We start from the raw sequence: 22,615 nt of genomic DNA on the forward strand, positions 1-22,615 counted from the left end.
GTCAGTCGGTGTCGTCGGCCGGTCGGTCGGCCCGTCAGTCGGTGTCGTCGGCCGGTCGGTCGGCCCGTCAGTCGGTGTCGTCGGCCGTGCGGAGCAGGTCCCTCAGCAGGCGCCCGATCCGTGCGGCCGGGCGGTCGGCGAGCATGCCGTTGTGGGTGGCGTCGACCGGGTGGACGTCGATGCGGCCGGTGACGTGGGGCCGCCACAGGTCCGGCTCCCGCCGGGTCTCGCCGTCCTCCAGGCGCAGGGCCCGGCAGAAGACGAGGTCACCCCGGAAGGCGCGGGGCACATGGCGGGCGGCGATGCGGTCGTTGTTCACCAACGCCGCCCGCACCGAGTGGAGTTGCTCGGGGGTGAGCGTCGCCAGCTCCTCCGGCGGGGTCACGCCGTCGAGGAGTTCCGCCTCGGTGCGTCCCGGCGCCTCCAGGTCCCTCGGGTAGGTGTCGAGCAGCATGAGCAGTTCGACGTCCTCCCCTGCCTCCTGGAGCTGGACCGCCATCTCCTGGGTGACGAGTCCGCCGAACGACCACCCCACCAGGCGGTACGGGCCGTGCGGTCGCACCTCGCGGATCCGGGCCACGTACTGCGCCGCCATGTCGGGGATGCTGCGGGCCCGCTCGCCGTGCCCGTCGAGACCGGCGGCCTGGAGGCCGTAGACCGGGTGGCGGTCGTCGAGGTGCCGGGCGAGGTTGGCGTAGATCCAGCTGAGCCCGCCCAGGGGGTGAGTGCAGAACACCGGGGTGCCGGTGCCGCCCGTGCGCAGCGGCAGCAGCATCGCCAGCGGATCGTGCTCCGCCCCGCCCCCGGAGCGCAGCCGCGCGGCCAGGGACGCGACGGTGGGCGCCTCGAACAGGGCCCGTACCGTCAGATGGACGCCGAGCTTCCGCGCCACCCGGGTGATGAGCCGGGTGGCCAGCAGTGAATGACCGCCGAGGGCGAAGAAGTCGTCGTCGACCCCGACCTCGGGCAGGCCGAGCGCGTCCGCGAACAGGCCGCACAGGACGTGCTCTTCCTCCGTGGCCGGGGCGCGGCCCGCACCCGCAGGTGTCCGGTCCGGGGCGGGCAGGGCGGCACGGTCCACCTTTCCGCTGGAGTTGTACGGCAGCTCCGGCAGCGGCACGACGAACGCCGGTACCAGGTGGGCGGGCAGCCGGGCCGCGAGCCGGCGGCGCAGTTCGGCGGGGTCGAGGCGGTCCGCCTCGCCGGTCACGTAGGCGACCAGGGTGTCGTCGCGCAGGACGACCACGGCCCGGCGTACGCCCGGCTGTTCGGTGAGCACCGTCTCGATCTCGCCCGGCTCGACGCGGATGCCGCGCACCTTCAGCTGCTGGTCCGCGCGGCTGACGAAGTGCAGCCGGCCCTCGCGGTCCCACATGACCAGGTCACCGGTGCGGTACATCCGGGCGCCGGTCTCGTACGGGTTCGGCACGAACCGCTCGGCGGTCAGCACCGGTTGGCCCGCGTAGCCGCGGGTGACCTGGTGGCCGGCGATGTACAGCTCACCGGGTACGCCGGGCGGTACGGGCCGGAGCGCCGCGTCGAGAACGTAGGCACGGGTGTTGTCGATCGGGCGGCCGATGGTCACCAGGGGCCGGCTCCCGGGGTCGGTCCGCGGGTCCCACACAGTGGCGTCGCAGGTCACCTCGGTGGAGCCGTACTTGTAGTGCAGCGGGACACCCCACGCGGCCGTGCACCGCTCGTACAGGTCACGGGAGAGGGCCTCGCCGCCGACGAAGATCCGGCGCAGGCTCGCGAACTCCTCCCGGCGGCCCTCGGCGAGGAGGATCTCCAGCATCGACGGCACGAAGTGCACCGTCGTGACGGAGTGCCGGGCGATCGTGCGGGCCAGGTAGTCCGGGTCGCGGTGCCCGTCCGGGTCGGCCACGACGGTGGTCGCCCCGGCCTGGAAGGGCCAGAACAGCTCCCACACGGACACCGTGAAGGCGATGGGCGTCTTCTGCAGCACCCGGTCGTCGGGCGTCAGCCCGTACGCGCGCTGAAGCCAGCGCAGGTGATTGACGACCGACGCCTGCGAGACGACCACGCCCTTGGGCCGCCCGGTCGAGCCGGAGGTGAACATGACGTAGGCGGCGTTGTCCTGCCGCAGCGGGGCGAGCCGGTCGGTGTCGGTCGGGTCGGTGTCCCGGGCGGCGGCGACGAGGGCGGCGGTCGCCGGGTCGTCCAGGACCACCAGGGGGGTTCCTGGTGGAAGGTCCGGGGCGTGCCCCGCCGTGGTGATCACCGCGGCCACCTCGGCGTCCTCCAGCATCCCGGCGGTCCGCCGGGGCGGGTTGTCCGGGTCGAGGGGGGTGTAGGCGGCGCCCGCCTTGGTCACCGCGTGCGCGGCGATCAGCAGGTCGAGGGAGCGTGGCAGGGCCAGGGCCACGACCGACTCGGGGCCGATCCCCCCACCGATGAGCAGGTGCGCCAACTGGTTGGCACGGCGGTTGAGTTCGGCGTAGGTCACCGAGATGTCCCCGGCGATCACCGCGACGGCGTCCGGGCGGGCGGCGACCGCGCTCTCGAACAGGCTCGCCAGCGTGGCCGGCGGCTCCTCGACGCGGGTGGCGTTCCGGTCGAGGAGCAGCGCATGCCGCTCCTGCGGCAGCAGCACCTCCAACTCGCCGATCGGCGTGCCCGGTCGGCGCACCGCCCCGTCCAGCAGGAGCAGCAGCCGCTCGCCGAGGCGGGCGACGGTCTCCTCGTCGAACAGCGCGGTGGCGTACTGGATCTCGCCGCGCACTCCGGCCGGGGCGCCCTGCGCGTCCACCGACTCGGTGAGACTGAAGGACAGGTCGAACTTGGCGGACGGCAGGCCCGCCGGGAGGTGCCGCACGGTCAGGCCGGGCAGTTCGAAGCGGGCCTCCGCGTTGTTGCGGAACGACAGCATCACCTGGAACAGCGGGTGCCGGGCCGGGGACCTGGTGGGGTTCACCGCCTCCACGAGCCGCTCGAACGGCAGCTCCTGGTGGTCGTAGGCGTCCAGGTCGGTACGGCGTACCCGGCCGAGGAGTTCGGTGAAGCTCGGGTCGCCCGAGGTGTCGGTCCGCAGGACCAGGGTGTTGAGGAAGAACCCGACCAGCCCGTCCAGGGCCTCGTCGCCGCGGCCGGCGACGGGGATGCCGATGGGCAGGTCGGTGCCCGCGCCGAGCCGGGTGAGCAGCGTGGCGAGACCGGCCTGGAGCGCCATGAACACGGTGGCGCCCTGGGCCTTGGCGACCTCGGCGAGCCGCTGGTGCAGTTCGGGGCCGATCTCCAGGGGCACCGCGGCGCCCCGGTTCCCGGCGGACGCGGTGCGCGGCCGGTCGGTGGGCAGGTTCAGCTCCTCGGGGGCCCCTTCGAGCGCCTTCCGCCAGTACTGGAGCTGACTGCCGCCGCGGCTGCCGGGGTCGTCGGCGTCTCCGAGGACCTGGTTCTGCCACAGGGCGTAGTCGGCGTACTGGATCTTCAGAGGTGCCCATTGGGGTGCCTCGCCCGCGAGGCGGGCGCGGTAGGCGCCGGCCAGGTCGGCGGTGAACGGGTGCATGGATTCCGCGTCCCCGGCGATGTGGTGGACGAGCAGCAGCAGGACGGCCTCGTCCGCCGCCTGCCGGAACACCCAGGCCCGTATGGGGATCTCGGTGGTGAGATCGAAGGCGTACGCCGCCGCGTCCGCGAGCCGGGTGTCCAGTTCGTCAGGGGCGGTGCGGTGCTCCGTCACCGGCACCGTGATGGTGTCGGCCGGGAGGACGACCTGGTACGCGCTGTCCTCGTCCTCGGCGAACACCGTGCGCAGGATCTCGTGCCGGGCGACGACATCGGTCAGCGCGGCCGAGAGCGCGGTGGTGTCCAGCGGTCCGGTCAGCCTGAGGGCGTGCGGGATGTTGTAGGCGGCCGACGGGCCCTCGAAACGGTGCAGGAACCACAGGCGCCGCTGCGCGTACGACAGCGGGACGCGCTCGCCGCGCGGGAGGGCCACGATCTCGGCGCGCCGCGCGGGCGCCGATCCCAGCCGGGCCGAGAGCTTCGCCACGGTGGTGGCCTCGAACAGCGCCGACAGTTCGATCTCGACCCCGAGCACGGCCCGGATCCGGTTGCCCAGCCGGGCCACCAGCAGGGAGTGCCCGCCCCGTTCGAAGAAGTCGTCGTCGATCGAGACGGCGGGCAGGCCCAGCACCTCGGCGAACAGGGAGCACAGGATCTCCTCCCGCACCGTCCGGGGTGCCCTGCCCGCCGACGGGGCGGTGTCGGGCGCCGGCAGGGCCCTGCGGTCCACCTTGCCGCTGGGCGTCAACGGCAGCTCCGCCAGCCGGACCAGCCGCGCCGGAACCATGTACTCGGGCAGCCGCCCGGCGAGCCGGGCCCGCAGCTCCTCGTCGTCGAGGTCCCCGGCGGGGACGACGTAGCCCACCAGCCGCTGCCCGTGCACGGCCGCGGCGGCCTGGGCGACCGCCGGATGGTCCGCGAGGGCCCCCTCGACCTCGCCCAGCTCGATCCGGAAGCCCCGCATCTTCACCTGGTCGTCGGCGCGGCCGAGGAACTCCAGCTCCCCGTCCGGCGTCCGGCGCACGATGTCGCCGGTGCGGTACATCCGGGCTCCGGGCGGCCCGTAGGGGTCGGCGACGAAGCGTTCGGCGGTCGGAGCGGGCCGGGCGGCGTAGCCGCGCGCCGTCTGGACGCCCGTGAGATACAACTCGCCCGCCACTCCCGGCGCCACCGGGGACAGCCACGCGTCCAGCACATAGGCGCGGGTGTGGGGGCCGGGGCCGCCGATCCGTACGGGTTCGCCGGGGACGACGGCCCAGGTGGTCGCGGTCACGGAGAACTCGGTCGGGCCGTAGGAGTTGACGAGCCGGGCGCCGCACTCGCGGTGGAAGCGGGCGGCCAGGGCGGCGGGCAGTGCCTCGCCGCCGCACATCACCAGGCGCAGTGACCCGGCGGGCCGGTACTCGTCCAGGAACGGGCCGAGCAGGGCCGGCACGAAGCACAGGACGGTGACACGCTCCTCGTGGACCAGCCGGGCGACGTAGGCCGGGTCGCGGTGGCCGTCCGGGCGGGCGACGACGAGCGTCGCGCCGCGGGTGAGGGGCCAGAAGATCTCCCGCACCGACACGTCGAACCCGATGGGCGCCTTGTGCACGACCCGGTCCGCCGGGGTGAGGCGGTGGTCGGCCTGCATCCAGGCGAGGGTGTGGGCGATCCCGGCCCGGGTGACGACGGTGCCCTTGGGCCGGCCGGTGGACCCGGAGGTGTAGATGAGGTAGGCCGCGTTGTCGTCGTGGACGGCGACCTCGGGGTTGTCCGGCGCTTCGCCGGCCCCGGCGTCGGGACCGATCCGCTCGAACCCCTCGACGTCCCGATCGGAGATCAGCAGGGTCGCACCGGAGTCGGTGAGGGTGTAGGCGATCCGCTCGGCCGGGTGGCCGGGGTCGACGGGGACGTAGGCGGCGCCTGCCTTGAGCACCGCCCACAGCGCCACGACGAGGTCCACCGAGCGCGGCAGCAGGACCGCCACCCGCGTCTCGGGGCCCGCGCCCCGGCGGCGCAGTGCCCGCGCCAGCCGGTTCACCCGCGCGTTCAGCTGCCCGTAGGTGAGGCGCTCGCCCTCGAAGACGACGGCCTCGGCGTCCGGGGTCCGGGCGGCCTGCTCCTCGAACAGGTCCACCAGGGACGGCCCTTCGACCGGCGCGGCGGTGTCGTTCCATTCCTCCAGGGCCAGGGCGCGCTCGCCGGGCAGCAGCACGTCGAACGCGCCGACGCGGGTGTCCGGCTCGGCGACGGCCTGTTCCAGGACCCGCACGAACCGCTCGGCCAGGTGCGCGACGGTCGCCGCGTCGAACAGCGCTGTCGCGTACTGGATCTCGCCCGCCATGCCGCCGGGCGCACCGTCCGGGCCCGCCTGCTCCGTGAGGTGGAAGGACAGGTCGAACTTGGCCGGGGTGAACGCGACATCGGCCGGCCGGGCGTCCAGCCCCCGCAGGGCCGGTGTGGCTCCGGCGTCGTTGTGGAACGACAGCATCACCTGGAACAGCGGATGCCGGGCCGGCGACCGGGACGGGTTCAGGGCCTCCACCAACCGCTCGAACGGCAGGTCCTGGTGTGCGTAGGCGTCCACGTCCGTGCGCCGGACCCGCTCCAGCAGGTCGGTGAAACGCGGGTCGCCCGAGGTGTCCACCCGCAGCACCAGGGTGTTGACGAAGAACCCGACCAGGTCCTCCAGCGCCTCGTCGGTGCGGCCGGCGACCGGTGTGCCGATCGGCAGGTCGGTGCCCGCGCCGAGCCGGGTGAGCAGTACGCCCAGCCCGGCCTGCACGACCATGAAGACCGTGGTCCCGCACCGCCGGGCCACGTCGGCCAGCCGCCGGTGCAGCTCCGGAGAGATCTCCAGGCCGACCGCCGCGCCGTCCCCCGCCGGGGAGAGCGGACGCGGCCGGTCGAAGGGCAGCTCCAGTTCCTCCGGGGCCCCCGCCAGCGTCTCCTTCCAGAACGCCAGCTGCCGGCCGGCCGGGGTGTCGTCGGCCTGCGCGTCGCCCAGGGTCCGCCGCTGCCACAGGACGTAGTCGGCGTACTGCACGGGCAGCGGCGCCTGTTCGGGCCGTGTGCCGGCGAGCCGTGCCGCGTACGCCTCGGACAGATCACGCGCGAGCGGCGCCATCGACACCGCGTCGGTGGCGATGTGGTGCATCAGCAGCAGGAACACCGACTCCTCGGCCGACAGCCGGAACACCCAGGCCCGGAAGGGGGGCGTGGTCGCGAGGTCGAACGTGCGGCGCGCGGCCTCGGCCACCGCGGCGGCCAGGGCGTCGTGCGTCGTCGGCACGACCGTCAGCTCCGGTCGGGCCCGCTCGACCGGCAGGACGATCTGGCGCGGGCCCTCCGCGTCGTCGGCGAAGACGGTCCGCAGGACCTCGTGCCGCGCGGCCACGTCACCGAGCGCGGCACGCAGCGCGGCCACGTCCAGGGTGCCGGTCAGACGCACAGCCAGGGGGACGTTGTAGGTGTGGGACGGCCCATTGAGGGCGTGCAGGAACCACAGCCGTTCCTGGGCGAAGGACAGCGGCACCCGGTCCGGCCGCGGCTGGGCGACGAGCGGCTCGTACGGGGTGTCCTCCGCGAGGACCCCGGCGAGCGCGGCGACGGTCGGGGCGTCGAAGACCTGCCGCAGCTCGACGCGGACTCCCAGGGCCGCGCGGACGCGGTTCACGAGGACGGTGGCCAGCAGGGAGTGGCCGCCGAGCCCGAAGAAGTCGTCGTCGACCGACACCTCGGGCACGCCGAGCACGTCGGCGAAGAGCCCGCACAGGACCTCCTCGCGCGGGGTGCGCGGCCCGCGTCCCCGCTCCCGCGCGACCTGGGGCGCGGGCAGGGCCCCGCGGTCGAGCTTGCCGTTGGGCGTCAGCGGGATCGCGTCGATCTCCACGAAGGCCGACGGGACGAGGTACGCGGGCAGCGCGGCCGCCAGCGACGCCCGGACCGTGTCGACGGACAACGGCCGTGCGGCGGGCACGGCATACGCGACGAGCCGCAGGTCGCCCGGCCGGTCCTCCCGCGCGACGACCGCCGCGGCGGCGACCTCGTCGAGGGCGGTCAACGCGGCCTCGATCTCGCCCGGTTCGACGCGGTACCCGCGGATCTTCACCTGGTCGTCGACGCGTCCGGCGAACTCCAGGACGCCGTCGCTCCGCCAGCGGGCCCGGTCGCCCACCCGGTACATACGGCTGCCCGCCGGGCCGAACGGGTCGGCCACGAACCGCTCGGCGGTCTGTCCCGGCCGGCCCGCGTAGCCGCGGGCGAGCTGGGGTCCGGCCAGATACAGCTCGCCCCACACACCGTCGGGGACGGGCCGCAGATACGCGTCCAGCACGTACACCCGCGCGTCCGCCAGCGGCCGCCCGATGGGCACGGAGCCGGGGGCGAGTTCCTCGCCCGGCGCGATCGTGTGGACGACGCAGCCCACGGTCGCCTCGGTGGGACCGTACTCGTTGACCACCAGGGCCTGCGGATGCCGCTCGCGCCAGCGCTGGAGCAACTCGCCGTCGAGCGCCTCACCGCCGACGATCAGGGTGCGGGCGTCCGACGCGCGGTCGGGCAGGGTCTCCAGCAGCTTCAGATGGCTGGGGGTGACCTTCAGCAGGTCCGGGCGGTCCGTGTGCGCGTCGAGGTCGCCGAACCGGACCCGGCCGCCGCTGATCAGCGGGGCGAACAGCGTGGTGACCGGCATGTCGAAGGCGAGCGAGGAGTGCACCAGCGACTCACCGGAGACCGCCGGGTACAGCTCGGCGGCCCGGCTCAGATACGCGGCCAGCGAGGCGTGTTCGACGACGACGCCCTTGGGGCGGCCCGTCGAGCCGGAGGTGTAGATCAGGTACGCGGCCTGCCGGGGGTGCGCCGGCACGCCCAGGTCGCTGTCGGCGTACGCGGGCAGGGCGGGCGCCCAGTCGGCGAGCACGCTCTCGGTGACGACCAGGCGGGCACCCGCGTCGGCGGCCAGGCTGTCCACGCGAGCGGCAGGATTGGCTGGGTCGATCGGCAGATAGGCCGCTCCCGCCTTCAGCACCGCCAGCAGCACGGCGAGGGTGTCGGCGCGGCGCGGCAGGACGACCACGACGACGGTCTCCGGGCCGGCGCCGAGGGCGATCAGGTGCCGGGCGAGCCGGTTGGCGCCTCGGTTCAGCGCGTCGTACGTCAGCGAGGCGCCGTCCGAGACGACCGCGAGCGCGTCCGGGGTGCGGGCCGCCTGCGCCTCGAACAGCTCGGGCAGGATGCGGCCCGTACCCGCCGCCGGCGCGCCCTGCCGGTGTACGAGGAGGTCCTCGCGCTCGGTCCCGGTCAGCAGTTCCAGCCCGTGGATCGGCCGCCCCGGGTCGGTGACGGCGGCGTCCAGCAGGCGCGGATACCGTTCGGCGACGCGCTCGGCGGTGGTGCGGTCGAACAGGTCGGCGGCGTACTCGACCGTTCCGCTCCAGCCGCCCGCCGGGTCCTCCGTCAGGGTCAGTGACAGGTCGAACTTGGCCCGGTCGCCGGGCGCGTCCGCCACCGTGACGGCGAGGTCCGGCAGGGTGGGCGGCGCGCTGTGCCGGTTGAACGTCAGCATCACCTGGAACAGCGGGTGCCGCGAGCGCGACCGCCGCGGGTTCAGCTCCTCCACCAACTGCTCGAACGGCACGTCGGCGTGGGCGTACGCGGCCACGTCGGCCCCGCGCACCCGGTCCAGCAACTCGGTGAACGCCGGGTTCCCGGAGGCGTCGGCGCGCAGCACCAGCGTGTTGGCGAAGAGCCCGACGAGGTCGTCGAGGGCACTGTCCGGCCGTCCCTCGACGGGCGTGCCGATCACGATGTCGTCCCCGGCGCCCAGCCGGGCCAGCAGGGCGACGAGCGCGGCGTGCGCCACCATGAAGGCGCTGGCCCCCCGCTCACGGCCGAGGCGTTCGGCCCGCTCGCGCAGCCGCGCGGGGACGGTGAAGGCGACCGTGCCGCCCCGGTACGACATCACCGCGGGCCGGGGCCGGTCGGTGGGCAGCTCGATCTGCTCGGGCAGGCCCGCCAGCTCGGACGTCCAGAACTCCAAATGGTCGCCCGGGAAGTCACCCTGCCACAGCGCGTAGTCGGCGTACTGGACGGGCAGCGGCGCCCAGTCGGGCGCGCGGCCGTCGAGACGGGCCGTGTAGGCCGTGGAGAGGTCGGCCGCGAGGGGACGCATGGAGGCGCCGTCACCGGCGATGTGGTGGACGAGCACGAGCAGCACGTGCTCCCGCTCGCCGTCGGTGAACAGCGTGGCACGGACCGGGAGTTCGCGGTCCAGGGCGAACGGCTCCCGGGCCGCGCGGGCCACCGCGTCGTCGAACCCGGACGGCCGGCACGGCACGACCGTGAAGGGCGGCTCGGTGTCGGCGACGACCTGGTGCGGGCCTTCGGCGTCCTCCGCGATCAGGGTCCGCAGCGCCTCGTGCCGCCGGACCAGGTCCCCGAAGGCGGCGCGCAGCGCGTCGGCGTCGAGGGTGCCGGTCAGGCGGAGCACGACCGGGATGGTGTACGTCGGGGACGGGCCGTCGAGCCGGTCGAGGAACCACATCCGGCGCTGCGCCGCCGACAGGGGCACCCGCGCCGGCCGTGCCCGCCGCACCAGCGGCGCGCGGGTGCCCCGCCCGGCCCGTGCGGCGAGCAGTTCGGCGATCCCGGCGACGGTCGGCCGCTCGAAGACGTCCCGCAGGGACAGTTCGGCCCCGAGGCCGGACCGGACGCGGTTGACCAGCCGGGCGACGAGCAGGGAGTGCCCGCCGAGCCGGAAGAAGTCGTCGTCGGCGCCCACCTCGGGCACCCCGAGGACGGCCGTGAAGACGTCCGCCACCTGCCGCTCCAGACCCTCGGCCGGGGCCCTGCCCGGCTGTCCGGCGGTGAGGGCGGGCGCGGGAAGGGCCGCGCGGGCGATCTTGCCGTTGGCGGTCAGCGGCAGGGTGTCCAGCGCGACGAAGGCGGCGGGGACCATGTAGTCGGGCAGGGCCCGGGAGGCGGCTGCGCGCAGGGCGGCGGGGTCGGCGGGGACGCCCGGCTCGGGCACCACGTAGGCGACGAGCCGCTTGTCGCCGGGCTGGTCCTCGCGCACCACCACGGCGGCCCGGTCGATACCGGGCTGGGCGGTCAGCACCGCCTCCACTTCGCCGAGCTCGATCCGGAAGCCCCGGATCTTGACCTGGTCGTCGACCCGGCTGACGAACTCCAGCCGCCCGGCCGCCGTCCACCGCGCCAGGTCGCCGGTGCGGTACATCCGCGTCCCGGGCGGCCCGTAGGGGTCGGCGACGAAACGGCCCGCGGTCAGGCCCGGGCGGCCGTGGTAGCCGCGGGTGACCAGGTCACCGGCCACGTACAGCTCGCCCGCGGTGCCGACCGGGGCCGGGCGGAGCAGGGCGTCGAGGACGTACATCCGGGTGTTCCAGGCCGGGGTGCCGATGGTGATCACCCCGGGCGGCACGGTGTCGCCGGGCTCGATGCGGAACAGGCTGCAGCCGACGGTGGTCTCGGTCGGTCCGTACTCGTTGAGGACGGTCACACCGGGGTGCCGGGCACGCCAGGCGTCGAGGACGTCACCGAGCAGCGACTCGCCGCCCAGGACGAGTTGTCCGCTGGGGGAGTACTCGTCGGGCACCGCGCCGAGCAGGTGGAGATGGCTCGGCGTGGCCTTCACGAAGTCGGGCCGGATGACCCGCGTGTCCGGGTCGGGGCCGCTGGAGGTCCAGCGGACCAGCTCCACACGGCCGCCGGAGATCAGCGGGCCGAACATGCCGGTCGCGGTGAGGTCGAAGGAGACCGGCGAGTGCACCAGGACGCGCGCACGCAGGCTCTCGTACTCGTGGGTCGCCCACGCCAGGTAGGCGACCAGCGAGCGGTGCTCTACGACGACGGCCTTGGGGCGGCCGGTCGAACCGGAGGTGAAGATGACGAACGCGGCGTGCTCGGGCCTCCGGGCGACGCCGGTCAGCGGGCCGGACGGCCGCCGGGCGATCGCCGGGTCGTCGGGCAGCACCACCGGCCCGCCCGCCGAGGACCGTACGGTCTTAGCGAGTTCGGGGGTGGTGACGACGGCCACCGGGGCGATGTCGCGGAGCATGAACGCGAGCCGGTCGGCCGGGTGGGCCGGGTCCAGCGGCAGATAGCCGGCGCCGGTCTTCAGCGCGGCCAGCAGGGCCACCGGGATGTCCTCGCTGACCGGCAGCAGGACGGCGACGTACCGCTCGGGGCCGGCGCCGAGGTCCGCCAGGTGCCGGGCCAGCCGGTTGGCGCGGGCGTCGAGTTCGGCGTACGAGAGCTCGGTGGCGCCGAAGACGACGGCGGGCGCGTCGGGGGTGCGGGCCGCCTGGGCCTCGACGAGGTCGGTGAGGGTGCCGGGCGGTACCGCGTGGTCGGTGGCGTTCCACTCGGTGAGCAGCTGCCGCCGCTCCTCCTCGAAGACGATGTCGAACTCTCGTACACCTCGGGCGGGTTCCGCTGCGACGGCCGCGAGCAGAGAGGTGAAGCGCTCCGCGATCCGGGCGGCCGTGTCGCGGTCGAAGAGATCGGTGGCGAACTCCAGGAGTCCCGAGACCCCGCCCTCGGGCCGTTCGCCGAGGAAGAACGACAGGTCGAACTTGGCGGCGGGCGAGGCGACCGGCTGCACACGCGCCGAGAGCCCCGGCAGGTCCACGGCGAGGTCGAGGGCGGTTTGCTGGTCGGCGGTGTGGAAGTTCAGCCCGGTCTGGAACAGCGGATGCCGGGCCGTGGAGCGCACCGGGTTCACCGCCTCCACCAGCCGCTCGAAGGGCACGTCCTGGTGGGCGTAGGCGGCCAGGTCGGCGGCCCGCACCCGGCGCAGCACCTCGGTGAAGTCCGGGTCGCCCGTCAGGTCGGTGCGCAGGACGAGGTTGTTGGCGAAGTAGCCGACCAGGGGCGCCAGGGCGTCGTCGGTGCGGTTGGCCACGGGCGAGCCGATCACGACGTCGTCGCCCGCGCCGAGCCGGTGCAGCAGGACGGCCAGGGCGGCGTGGACCACCATGAAGACGGTCGTGTGGTGCTCACGGGCGAGCCGGACCAGGGACGCGTGGACCTCGGGCGCGACGCTGAAGGGCACCGTGTCGCCGCGGTGGGTGGGCCGGGCCGGGCGGGGCCGGTCGAAGGGCAGTTCCAGCTGCTCGGGCAGCCCGGTGAGGACCACGCGCCAGTGGTCGAGCTGCCGCGCGAGTTCGCTGTCCGGGTCGTCGGCGGAGCCGAGCACGGTCCGCTGCCACAGCGCGAAGTCGGCGTACTGGGCAGGCAGTCCGGGCCATCCGGGCTCCTCGCCCCGGGTGCGGGCCGTGTACGCCTCGGCGAGGTCACGGGCCAGCGGGGCCATGGAGGCGCCGTCGCCGGCGATGTGGTGCAGCACCAGCAGCAGCACGTACGCGTCGCCGTCGAGGTCGAACAGGGTGGCCCGCAGCGGGGGTTCGGCGGCCAGGTCGAACGGGGTGCGCACGGCCTCGGCGAGGCGTTCGTCGAGGGCGTCCTCGCCGGTGCGCACGACGGCCAGGGGCGGCACCGCCGACGGCGGCAGGACCACCTGGCACGGGCCGTGCTCGTCCTCGGCGAACACCGTGCGCAGCGCCTCGTGCCGGCCCGCCACGTCGGCGAGGGACGCGGTCAGCGCGGGCACGTCGAGGACGCCCGACAGACGCAGCGCGACGGGCAGGTTGTACGTCGCGGACGGTCCCTCGAAGCGGTGCAGGAACCACAGCCGTTCCTGGGCGTACGACAGCGGCAGGCGTCCCTCGCGGGCCCGTGCCGTCACCGCGGGCCGCCGGGGCGATCCACCGCCCAGCCGCGCGGACAGCTTCGCCACGGTCGTGGCCTCGAACAGCACCGACAGCTCGACGTCGACGTCCAGCGCGGCCCGGATGCGGCTCGCCAGCCGGGTCACCAGCAGGGAGTGCCCGCCGAGCGCGAAGAAGTCGTCGTCGACGCGGACCTCGGGCACGCCGAGCACCTCGGCGAACAGCCCGCACAGGATCTCCTCCTGCGCGGTGCGCGGCCCGCGCCCGGAGGCGTGGGTCCGTTCGGGCACGGGCAGCGCCTTGCGGTCGAGCTTGCCGTTCGGAGTGAGCGGCATGGCCGCCAGCTCGGTGATCTGGGCCGGGACCATGTACTCCGGCAGCCGGGCGGCGAGCCGGTCGCGCAGTGCCTCGGCGTCCACCGGGGCGTCCGGGGACACGGGCACGACATAGCCGACGAGCCACTGCCCGTGCACGGCCGCGGCGGCCTGGGCGACGGCCGGGTGGTCGGCCAGCGCGTCCTCGATCTCACCGAGTTCGACCCGGAAGCCCCGCAGCTTGACCTGGTTGTCGGCGCGCCCGAGGTACTCCAGCTCGCCGTCGAACGTCCAGCGTGCCAGGTCCCCGGTGCGGTACATCCGGGCGCCGGGCGGGCCGTACGGGCTCGCCACGAACCGCTCGGCGGTCAGTCCGGGCCGGTCCAGGTAGCCGCGCGCGAGCTGCACGCCCTCGACGTACAGCTCGCCGGGCACGCCGGGGGCGACCGGGGCGAGTGCCGCGTCGAGCACGTGCACACGGGTGTTGGCGACCGGGCCGCCGATCAGCACGGTCTCGGTGTCCGGCGGCGCGGCCCACGCCGTGACGTCGACGGCGGCCTCGGTGGGGCCGTAGGCGTTGAGGAGCACGGCGTCCGAGCCCTCGTGGAAGCGGCGGACCAGCTCGGCCGGCAGCGCCTCGTCGCCGGAGACGACCAGACGGACACGGTCGGGCAGCCGGGTCTCGGCCAGGTAGGCGCCCAGCATGGAGGCGCTGAGGTGGACGACGGCAACGGACTCCTCGTCCATCAGCCGCCCCAGGTAGAGCGGGTCGCGGTGGCCGTCGGGCCGGGCCACGACGAGGGTGCCGCCGTACATCAGGGTCCAGAAGACCTCCCACACCGACACGTCGAAGCTGACCGGGGTGGACTGCAGCACCCGCTCCCCGGTGGCGAGCCGGTGGTCGCGCTGCATCCACCACAGCCTGTTCGCCATGCCCGCGTACGTGTTGACGGTGCCCTTGGGCCGGCCGGTGGAGCCGGAGGTGTAGATGACGTAGGCCGCGTTGTCGCCGTGGGCCCGCACTCCCGGGTTGTGCTCGGGGCCCTGGACGTCGGGGGCGATCCGCTCGAAGCCGTCCGCGTCACGGTCGGAGATCAGCAGCCGGGCGCCCGAGTCGGCGAGGATGTACGCGATGCGGTCGGCCGGGTAGCCGGTGTCGATCGGCACGTACGCGGCGCCCGTCTTGAGCACCGCCCACAGCGCGACCATGAGGTCGACCGAGCGCGGCAGCATCACCGCGACCCGCGACTCGGGGCCGACACCGCGCTCGCGCAGGGCGTGCGCCAGCCGGTTCACCCGCGCGTTGAACGCGCCGTAGGTGACGCCCTCCCCCTCGAAGCGGACCGCTTCGGCGTCCGGGGCCTCTGACACGCGCGCCTCGAACAGCTCGACGACCGAGCCCTCGTCGTCGAACGGTACGGCGGTGGCGTTCCAGCCCTCCCGCAGCAGGGAGCGTTCCGCGTCGTCGAGCACGTCGACCTGGGAGAGCGGCAGCGCCGGGTCGGCGGTGACGGCGTCGAGGACGCGGACGAAGCGGGCGGCGAAACTCAGCGCCGTACGCCGGTCGTACAGGTCGGTGGCGTACTCCAGGCGGCACAGCAGTCCGCCGGCACCGTCGACATGGCAGTCGAAGTGGACGTCGAACTTGGCGGTGCCGCTGGTGACGGGGCCGGGGTCGGCGGTGACGCCGGGCAGTTCGAAACGGGCCTCGGTGAGGTCCAGCCAGGCGAGCATCACCTGGAAGAAGGCGTGCCGGGAGCGGGAGCGCTCCGGGTTCAGCTCCTCCACCAGCCGCTCGAAGGGCACGCCCTGGTGGGCGTAGGCGGCCAGGCCCGTCTCGCGGACGCGGACCAGCAGTTCCTCGAAGCGGGGGTCGCCGGAGGTGTCGACGCGGTAGACGAGGGTGTTGATGAACACGCCCACCACGTCGTCCAGCGCCGAGTCCGGCCGGTCGGCGATCACACCGCCGAGCGGGATGTCCTCGCCCGCGCCGAGCCGGGTCAGCAGCAGCGACACGGCGGCCTGGAGGACCATGAACGGGGTCGTGCGGGTACGGCCGGCCAGGTCCAGGATCCGCTGGTACAGCTCCGGGGCGACGGGGAACTCCACATGGTCGCCGCGGTGCGTGGCCACCGCCGGCCGGGGCCGGTCGGCGGGGAAGGTGACCTCGGGCGGCAGGCCGTCCAGGGCCTGCTTCCAGTACGCGACCTGGCGGGGCAGGTCGGCGGCCAGGCTGTCGCGCTGCCACAGCGCGAAGTCCGGGTACTGCACGGGCAGTTCGGAGAAATCAGGCGCGTTCCCGGCGCACCGGGCGCGGTAGGCGGCGGTGAGGTCCTCGGCGATCGGACGCAGCGAGGCGCCGTCGGCGGCGATGTGGTGCACGACCAGGAGCAGGACGTAGGTGTCCGGCCCGGTCTCGTACAGCGTCGCCCGCAGCGGCACGTCACGGGTCAGGTCGAAGGGGCGGGCGGCGGACCCGGCCAGGTCGGGGGCGGGGTCCCGGACGACCTCCATGGTGAAGCCGGTGTCCGCGGGCAGCACGACCTGGTGGGGGCCCTCGGCGTCCTCCGGGTAGACGGTGCGCAGCGCCTCGTGCCGGGCGACCAGGTCGCCCAGCGCGGCGCCGAGGGCGTCCGTGTCGAGGGTGCCGGTGAGGCGGACGGCGAGGGGGATGTTGTACGTGCCGGTCCCGCGCTGGAGGCGTTGCAGGAACCACATGCGCTCCTGCGCGAACGACAGCGGGACGCGGCCGGGCCGCTCGTCCGCGGTGATGCGCTTGGCCTCGGGGCCGACACCGGCCAGCCGCTCGGCGACACCGGCGACGGTGGGCGCGGCGAAGACGTCGCGCAGCGACAGGTCCACGCCGAACTCGTCGCGGACCCGGTGGACCAGACGGATCATCAGGATCGAGGTGCCGCCGAGTGCGAAGAACTCGTCGTCGACGCCGACCTGGTCCACGCCGAGGACCTCGGCGACGATGCGGCAGAGGGTCTCCTCCTCGGGAGTGCGGGGCGCGCCGCCACCGGCCGCCTTCGTCTCCGTCGCCTGCCCGGCGCCGTCCGTGACGGCCCGGTGGCCGGTGACCAGCAGCCGGTCCTCCTCGCCGATGACCACCAGGTCGCCCGCGGGCACGTCGAGTCCGCCCGCCGCGCCCGTGAGCAGCTCGGTCAGCCGGTCGGCGAGCCGCTCGACGGCCCCCGGGGCGAACATGCCGGTCAGGTGGGCGAACTTCAGGGTGAGCCGCTCGCCGGGGAACACCGACAGCGACACCGGGTAGTGGGTGCGCTCGACGATTCGGGCGTGCGCGAGCCGTAGCCCCCCGGCCTCGACGCCGTCGCTCATCGGGTAGTTCTCGAAGGCGATGACGGTGTCGAACAGCGTGTCGAGGCCGGATCCGCGGGTGAGGTCCGCGAGGGAGGCGTGCTGGTGCGCACGCAGGGCCGCCTGCCGCCGCTGGAGCCGCTCCAGCAGCGCCGCCAGTGTCTCGCCCCGGTCCACGCGCACCCGGACCGGCAGCGTGTTGACGAACAGCCCGACCATCGACTCCGCGCCGGGCAGTTCCGCCGGACGCCCCGACACGGTGGCGCCGAACAGCACGTCGTCGCGACCGGTGAGGCCGCTCAGCAGCAGCGCCCACAGGCCCTGCACGACGGTGCTCAGGGTGAGCCGGTGGGCACGGGCCCGCGCGGTCAGGGCCTCGGTGACCGCCTCGGAGAGGGCGACCTCGTGGACGCCGTGACCATCGGGGACGGCCCCGGCGGGCGCGAGCAGCGTGGGCGCGGCGAGCCCGGCGAGTTCCTCGCCCCACGCCGCGGCGCACGCCTCGCGGTCCTGCCCGGCCAGCCAGGCCAGGTAGTCGCGGTACGGCGCCACCGGAGCCGGCCCGTCACCGCCGTACAGCGTGAACAGCTCGCGCACCAGCAGGGGCAGCGACCAGCCGTCCAGCAGCAGGTGGTGGTGGGTCACCACCAGTCGGTTCCCGAGCGCGGTGAACCGCAGCAGCGGCGGCCGTACGACGCTGAAGCCGCGCGCCCGGTCGCGGGCCAGGAACGCCTCCAGGTCGGCCTCGTCCCGCTCCTCCCAGGGCACCCGGACCGTGTCCGGCACGACCTGGACGGGCGCGCCCGCCGAGCGGCTGCGGAAGGCGGCGCGCAGGTTCGGGTGGCGGTGCAGCAGGGCGGTCGCGGCGGCCCGCATGCGGTCGTGGTCGTAGCCGCCGTCGATCTCCAGGACGAGCTGGCCCACATACGGGTCGTCGGGCTCGTACAGGGCGAGGAAGAGCAGGCCCTCCTGGAGCGGGGACAGCGGCAGGACGTCGGCGGCGCCCCGGAAGCGGTCCAGTTCCTCCTGGGTGATGCGCACCAGCGGCACGTCGGAGACGGTCAGCGCGCCCCTGGTGTGCGCGGCCAGTTCGGCCAGCGCGCCGGTCCACGCCTCGGCGAGCGCCCGCACCTGCGTCTCGGTGAGCACGCCCCCGGGATACGTCCACACGGCGGTGAGGGCGCCGTCGCGGACGTACGCGTCGATCTCCAGGGCGTGGGCGCAGGCGAGGCCGTCGTCGGCCAGCAGCCGGACGGATTCCGTGCCGTCGGCCAGGTGCCAGCCGCCGAGGGCGTCGGCGTCCAGGCGGCCGAGGTAGTTGAAGGCGATCTGCGGGACGGGCAGGTGCGCGAGCCGGTCGCGGAGCAGGTCGTGGCCGCGTCCGCCGTGCGGGATCGCGCGCAGCTCGTCCTTGGTGCGCCGGATCAGCTGAGGGCCGGTGTCCGTGCCGGCGCCGAGGCGCACCGGGTGCATCCGGGTGAACCAGCCGACGGTGGTGCTCAGGTCGAACCCGGCGGGCAGGTGGTCGCGGCCGTGTCCCTCCAGGTCGACCAGGACCGGTCCCTCGCCCCGGTGGCGCTGGACGGCCGCGGACAGCGCGGCGAGCAGGATGTCGTCCGGGGTGGCCCGGTGGGCGGCGGGCAGCGTCGTCAGCAGGGTGTCGGTGAGGGCGGCCGGGAGGGTGACGGTGACCGTGCGGGCGGTCGCGTGCACGTCCCGCTCCGGGTCGAGCGGGCGGGCGCCCAGGACGGGCTCCTCGGTGCTCAACAGTTCGGTCCACAGCGGGAGTTCGGCCAGGGTGTCCGGGTCGTCGGCCAGCGCGGCGAGATGGTCCGCCCAGCGGCGCAGCGAGGTCCCGGCCGGGGACGGCTCGGGGGCGCGGTCCTCGGCGGCGGCCGTGAGGGCCTCGGCGAGGTCGGGCAGGAGGACGCGCCAGGAGACGCCGTCGACGACGAGGTGGTGCAGGACGAGCAGCAGCCGGCCGGGCTCGGTGGGCCCGGCGTCGAACCACACCGCCCGGACCATCGCGCCGTCCTCCGGTGAGAGCGCCTTGCGGGCCGACTCCCGGTGCTCGTCCAGGTCGTCGCCTGCCGTGGCGCGTACGAGGCAGTCGTCGGCCCGCACGGCGCCCACGGGGCGGATCCGCCGGCCGTGCATCCGCAGGGCGTCATGGCGGTCGAGGATGCTCTGCAGGGCGGCGCGCAGATGGTCGTGGGAGAGCCCCGGCTCGGTGGTGAGGAGCAGCGACTGGGCGAATCCGGTGGTGGGTCCGCCGCGTTCGGCGAGCCGACGCTCCATGGGCGTCTCGGGGAAGCCGCCCACCGGGTCGTCGTCGGGTTCCGGTCCGCTCGCCGGTGCCGCCACGCAGGCGAGCCGGGCGACCGTCGGGTGGTCGAAGACGTCCTGCGGGGTGAGCGCGAGGCCCTGGCGGCGGGCGCGGCTGACCAGCTGGATGGCGTGGATGCTGTCGGCGCCGAGCGCGAACAGGTCGTCGTCGACACCGAGTGCGGGCCGGTCGAGAAGTCCGGCGGCGATCTCGTGCAGCACCCGCTCGGCGGCGGTCTCGGGGGCGCGCCCCCCGGCGGTCAGGGCCGGCGCGGGCAGCGCCCGCCGGTCGACCTTGCCGTTGGGGGTCACCGGGATCTCCGGGAGGGTGAGCACGGCGGCCGGCACGAGGAGGGCGGGCAGCCGGTCGGCGAGCCATGCCCGCGGGTCGACGGACGGGGCGCCGGTGACGTATCCGACGAGCTGCCGGGCTCCGGCGGCGGTGTCGTGCACGACGACGACCGCCTGTTCCACACCGGGCACCGAGGCCAGCACGGCCTCGACCTCGGCGGGCTCCACCCGCTGCCCGTTGATCTTCACCTGGTCGTCGGCCCGGCCCGCGAACTCCAGTTCGCCGTCGACCCGGCGGCGCACGAGGTCGCCCGTGCGGTACATCCGGGTCCCGGGCGGGCCGTAGGGGTCGGCGACGAACCGCTGGGCGGTCAGGGCGGGCCGGTCGAGGTAGCCGCGCGCGAGCTGGACGCCCGCGAGGTAGAGCTCACCCGTGAGGCCGTCCGCCACCGGCCGCAGGGCCGGGTCGAGCACATACGCCCGGGAGTTGTGGGTGGGTACGCCGATGGTGACGGGCTCGCCGGGGGCGCACGCGCGGGAGGTGGCGGTCACCGAGAACTCGGTGGGGCCGTAGGAGTTGTGCAGCTGGGCGCCGCACTCGCGGTGGAAGCGTTCGGCGAGCCCGGCGGGCAGCGCCTCGCCGCCGCAGCTGACCATGCGCAGGGAGGCGACCGGCTCGTACTCGTCGAGGAACGGGCCGAGCATGGCCGGCACGAAGTGGATGATCGTGACCCGCTCGTCGCGCACCAGCCGGGCGAGGTAGGCGGGGTCGCGGTGGCCGTCGGGGCGGGCGACGACGAGGGTCGCCCCCCGGGTGAGGGTCCAGAAGACCTCCCACACGGACACGTCGAAGCCGATGGGCGTCTTGTGCACGACCCGGTCCGCCGGGGTGAGCCGGTACTCGTCCTGCATCCAGGCGAGCATGTTGGCGATACCGGCGTGGGTGACCAGGGTGCCCTTGGGACGGCCGGTGGTGCCGGAGGTGTAGACGACGTACGCGGTGGTGTCCCCGCGCACCACCACGCCCGGGTCGGTGTCCGGCTCGCCCGCACCGAGTCCGCGCACGCTCTCCTCGTCGATGACGAAGCAGGCCCGGGAGTCGGCGAGGACGTGGGCGATCCGGTCGGCCGGGTAACCGGTCTCGACGGGCACGTAGGCGGCACCGGACTTCAGGACCGCCCACAGCGCCACGATCAGGTCGACCGAGCGCGACAGCCGCACCGCGACCCGCGACTCCGGTCCGACGCCCGCGCGGCGCAGGGCGTGCGCCATGCGGTTGACGCGGGCGTTCAGCTCCCCGTACGTCAGCCGCTCGCCGTCGAAGGCGACGGCCTCGGCCGCCGGGGCCTCGGCCGCGCGTTCCTCGAACAGCTCCACCAGGGAGCGGCCGTCGGTCTCGTGCCCGGTGGAGTTCCAGCGGTGGAAGCGCTTCCGCTCCGCGTCGTCGAGCAGGTCGAGGGCGCCGATGGGCAGGTCCGGTCGCCCGGTGGCGGCGGTGAGCAGGCGCAGGTAGCGGTCGCGGTGGGCGGCGGCGGTCTCGGGGGTGAAGCGGCCGGGGTGGGCGTTGAGGGTCAGCTCGATGCCCTCGCCGGCCTCGGGGTCGCCGTACGCGTGCAGGGCGAGGTCCCGCACCGGGCCCGAGGCCAGCTGATGCGCCTCCGCCAGGACCGGGCCGAACGGCAGACGGGCGGCGGCGAAGGACAGGATGTTCACGCTGGGCCCGCCGAGGGTGCCCGGGTGGGCGGAGGCGGCGAGGTCACGGCGGAGGTCGTCGTGCGGGTACCGCTGGTGCCGACTCGCCTCGGACAGGCACGCGGCGACCCGGTCGAGCAGGTCGGCGAAGGTCGTGGAGCCGTCGACGCGCACGCGCAGCGGCACGTCGTTGACCAGCATCGCGGGCGTCGCCAGGGCCCCCGGGCTCTGCCGGGCCGCCATGAACACCCGTACGACCACGTCCTGGGCCCCGGTGACCCGGTGGGTGTGGGCCGCCATGGCCGCGATGACCGGGATCGACCAGCGGGAGCCGGTGAGCGCGCGCACCCGGCGGGCCGCTTCCTCGGGCAGCCGGGTGACGGCGCCGGGCAGGCTGGGGGCGAGGACGGTGGCGCCGGTGCCGAGTTCGGTGGACTCGGGCAGATCCGCGAACTGGCCCCGCCAGTAAGCCGCGTCCCGCTCCCGGCGCCGCGAACCCCGGTAGGCGTCCTCCTCCGCCAGGACGTCCCGCAGGGCGCCGAAACCGGAGTCCCCGGGCTCCTGGCCGGCGCTGAGCGCGGTGTAGATCTCCAGCAGGCGGCGGCAGTGCAGGACCTGGCCGTAGCCGTCGAGGAGGATGTGGTGGTAGCGAAAGTGCAGCCAGTGCCGGTCGGTACCCAGCCGCAGCAGGGTGTGGGCGAAGAGGCGGTCGCCGGTCAGGCGTATCGGCTGTGCCTGCGCGGTCTCGGTCCAGGCGCGGGCGGCGGCCACCGGATCGGCCGCGTCGCTGACGTCGACGTACGCCAACTCGCCCTGGAGGGACGGCTCCACGAGCTGTTCGACCGTCTCCCCGTCGTCGTGGAAGCGCACCCTCAGCGCCTCGGTCTCGGCCACCGCGCGTGCCACGGCCCGGGCGAGCAGCGCGCGGTCCACGGGGCCGGGGACGTCGAAGTAGATGCCGCAGGTGAACAGCGGGCTGTCCGGGTCCAGTCGCTGAGCGACCCACACCCCGTGCTGGGCCGCCGTCAGCGGCAGCGCCCCGTTTCGGTTCGTCTTGGCAGTGCTCATGATCAGGCCCGCTTCTCGCTCGTGTGCTCGACCGCCGGCTGCTCCGTGAGCAGGTCGCCCAGGGCCTTGGCGAGCGCGTCGATCGTGGGGTGGTCCCAGGTCAGCGCGTCGTCGACCGTCACCTCGAACTCGTCTTCGATGTCCGCGGTGATGGCCAGCGCCGTCAGCGAGTCCAGGCCGAGCTCCGTCAGCGGCATGGACGTGTCGATGTCCTGCGGCGTACGCCGCAGGTACGTCGCCACGCGCTCGGTCAGCCAGGTGTGGACGTCGCGGGAGCCAGCGGTCATGAGGGTCTTCCTTCTGGGGCGAGAGGGGTGGTGTGCGGGGCCGGGCGTGCGGGGGCCCGGC

The 22,615-nt window shown here is 74.6% G+C and carries 2 protein-coding genes; both read right to left on the bottom strand.

The genetic code is table 11. The features are described 5' to 3' along the window. Positions 1-67: 67 nt before the first annotated feature. Positions 68-22,267, bottom strand: coding sequence for a non-ribosomal peptide synthase/polyketide synthase (locus ACZ4Z2_RS06675; RefSeq protein WP_468073056.1), 22,200 nt, complete (start codon positions 22,265-22,267; stop codon positions 68-70). 2 nt (positions 22,268-22,269) lie between these two features. Next, positions 22,270-22,554, bottom strand: coding sequence for an acyl carrier protein (locus ACZ4Z2_RS06680; protein WP_468073058.1), 285 nt, complete (start codon positions 22,552-22,554; stop codon positions 22,270-22,272). Positions 22,555-22,615 lie beyond the last annotated feature (61 nt).

The sequence above is a fragment of the Streptomyces sp. NPDC030183 genome, from assembly GCF_055573455.1.